General features: G+C 44.8%; 1 protein-coding gene. It reads right to left on the reverse strand.

The features are described from left to right. Positions 1-222: 222 nt before the first annotated feature. The coding region (locus tag NZ772_15845; protein MCS6815028.1) for an ATP-binding protein at positions 223-3564 on the reverse strand (3342 nt) is incomplete at its 5' end.

Genomic DNA, 3564 nt, shown 5'->3' on the forward strand with positions numbered 1-3564 from the left:
ATGCATGAACGCCAGTTGCGCTGGTTCACGGCTGAGGGGCAACTGATTCCCTTGCCAGAGGAGGCAGAACGGCAGGCCAAGGAGCAAGAACGCCAGGCCAAGGAGCAAGCACAGCAGCGAGTTGAACAGCTAGAAGCCCTGTTAAGAGCGCAGGGGATTGATCCGGATTAACTGCTGGAGTTGTAGGCACTATCAGATTTGATTTCTTAGTCAAAGTCTCTCTCAGCCTGCGATCGGCAACCAGATGCAAAATTCCGTACCTTGCCCTAGTTCAGATTGCACGTCAATTTCACCTCCGTGCTTGTCTACCACAATTTGACGGGCGATCGCTAGTCCTAACCCTGTCCCCTTGCCCACACCTTTAGTGGTGAACAGGTAATCAAACGCTTTAGCTTTCACCTCCTCAGTCATGCCACTCCCGTTGTCGCGAATCCGAATTTCGATGCCATGGTGTTCTGCCAAGCTAGTTTGAATAGTGATGACCTGCGGATTTTTTTCTAGGTCGGCGAAGGTAGTGTGATGAGCAACTTCGTCAAAGACATCAATGGCGTTGGCTAGGATGTTCATAAACACTTGGTTGAGTTGTCCTGGGAAGCATTCAATCGGGGGCAGATCGCCGTACTCTTTCTCCACAATAATTTCTGGACGAAACTCATTGGCCTTGAGGCGATATTTTAAGATCAAGAGAGTGCTGTCCATGCCTTCGTGGATATTGGCTTGGACTTTGTATTCGGTATCAGCGCGGGAGAAGGTACGCAGGCTGGTACTGATGGATTGGATGCGATCAGTTGCTCCTTTCATAGAGTCCAGCAACTTGGGTAGGTCTTCGCGGAGAAATTCTAGGTCAATCTCTTCGGCTTTGTCTTGGACAGGAATAGCAGCATTCGGATGGTGCTGTTGATAGAGTGAAATGTAGTCCAGCAAATCTTGCACATATTCTCTAGCATTGTCGATGCTGCCATTGAGAAAGCCGATCGGGTTATTAATCTCGTGGGCAACTCCTGCCACAAGATTACCAAGAGAGGCCATTTTTTCACTTTGGACAATTTGCAACTGGGATTGTTTTAGTTGTCGAGCATAGGCTTGTGCCTGCTGATAGAGACGGGCATTTTCCAGGGAGATGGCAGCTTGGGCACAGAGAAGATTGAGGAGTTTCACTCGATCGCTGGTAAATGCACCAGCCGTAACCCGATTCTCTAGATACAAGATCGCCACTAGCTTGCCAAGTTGCAAAATCGGAATGCAGAGTAGGCTTTTGGGCTGCTGCGTCAGAATGTAACTATCCATTGCCAGAATGGCGTGATTAGAGGCATCATCAATCACCATAAATTCCTGGCTTCGTTTGACCAAGTTAATCAAAGACTGACAAACCTCTAAGCAATTGGCTAGTGGAATAGCTTGAATTTGTGTAGGCTGATGGATAGTGGCAATAGCTTCTACAAACCACTGATTATCTCGCGGCAGAAGCAATGCTCCCCTATCAGCCCCAGCATTTTCAAGCACTGTATGCAGCAAGGTTGCTAGAAGCTTATCCAATTCAATTTCACTCGATAGAGTTTGTGAGGCCTTGAGGATAGTTGCTAGGTCGAGTGAGACAGAAATACCAGTGCTGCTAGCAGTAGAGGAGTGAGTTCCCAACGAGGATGAAACAGAGGAGGGAGATGCAAAAACAGATTCAGTTGTTGCTACTGATAGGTTTCGCGGTTGTATGACTGGCGCGAGTAGTTGGGGATAGTTCCGTTCTAAATTCTGGACTTTAGCATCTGCTCCCCATTGCACGTAGGCATGGTAAGCGTTGATCAGGTAATCTTGAGCAACTTTTTCCTTGCCCCAGTTGAGATAGAACTTGGCAGCAAGTTCATTGGCAAGGGCTTCTTCCTGAATAAAGCCGTTTTGTTGTGCTTCGGCGATCGCCCGATCGTAGAAATCAGCAGATGTAACTTTATCACCTAGAACTCGACGGCATTCTGCCTCGACTAAAAAGTATTTATGCAAAAAATTCTCTGGACAGCTATCAGCCCACTCCCGCAGTTTTTGCTGATTAGTCTGAACTTGCTGTAAAGTTTCATTCCGCTCATCAGCAGGGAGTTTGGAATATCGATTGATCAAAATCAAAGAAGTGTAGTAAAAGTAGCCACTGTAGGTTGTAAACCCAACAATAGAGTTGATGATTTGTTTAGCTTCTGTGAGGCTGAGGAAACCTTCTTCAAAATTTGAGTTTAGGCAGGCAAGCTGCATCTTTAGGATGTGATACAAGCAAAGAGAAAGCCAGGATTGTGTGCTTTGAGTGCGCTCAATCAGATCAGTTTCCGTAGGAAAGTCCTGTGCAGTTGGTTGGTTTTTCTGAGACAGTAGCTCTTGCAGATAAAGTTTGACTCCTGCAAGCGCCATTATCAACATCTCATTTTGATGCTTCTTCGCGATCACCCAATATTTTTCTAGATCTAATTCAATAGCTCCTAATGGTTCTCCTTGAAAAATGCGATTAAAGAGATTGCCAAATAAGTTATAGCCAGCAAACTGAATTTCGCCAGCATCTACTCCTGCCAAGAAGCCTTCGTAGTTGACACGTGCAGCTCCAGCAATAGGTTTTGCCCAAACTTGCACCCATCCACCCAACAGCAAGCAAGCTTTACATCGTTGAGAGGGGCTATTTAGCTTGTGGCTTAACTGCACTGCAAGCTCTACAAACTCATAGCCACGTTGATATTGCTTTTGAATTAAGCCTAGAAGAAAACCATAGTTTGCATAAGCTTTAATGGACTCAACAATATTACCGTGTTCAAGAGAGAGGCGAGTTGCTCTTAATGAGGCAAAGCTATAGGCTTCAAGATCTCCGGTAATGTAGATAACTGGCTCAATCGCCATCAGAACTTTGATAGAGGCTTGAACTAATGGATCAGTTGCAAGGGGTAAGTGAATCAGATCGTGAATTGACTGATGCTCTAATTTCTGTGAAATAGCAAGAAATTCTCTCTGGTTAATTTCCGATAGCTGAGTAAAATCGACTTGAATTCCAAGCTCAGATAATGCACTGAATCCAATCTGAATGGCTTCCTGATGACGACCTTGAAGGGTATTTTGAATGATGCGAATAACTTCAATGTCTGCACGATCGCTAACTATAGTAATGTGCTTAAGGGCTTCTTCAGTAGTGATCTCTAGATTGAGGTAATCGCCTTGGCTCAACTGTACCTCTGCAAGGTTGTGATGCAACTGGAACATTAGTGAATATTCCGTATGCCATGCATCACAGTCTAGAAGAGAAATACCAGTAGTAAAGTAATTGACTGCTGCCTCATAGGCAGTTGAAAGACGAGCTTTTTTCCCAGCAATCAGATTGAGTTCTGCTAATTGAATTCGTTTGGGTCTGCTTACTTGAACAGAAACACTACCTTGATCAAGCAGATGAAGACCAATATTCATCTGATTCACAATGTCAAATAATTGCTCTTCTTGCTCTGCTTGAGATAGTTTTTCAATCAAGAGTTGACCAATGTGGTAGTGAATTTCCTGTCTTTGAGCTTCATCAATCAACGAATAGGCTGCTTGCTGAACACGATC

It is taken from the genome of Cyanobacteriota bacterium, from assembly GCA_025054735.1.
In the GTDB taxonomy this organism is placed as follows: Bacteria; Cyanobacteriota; Cyanobacteriia; order SKYG9; family SKYG9; genus SKYG9.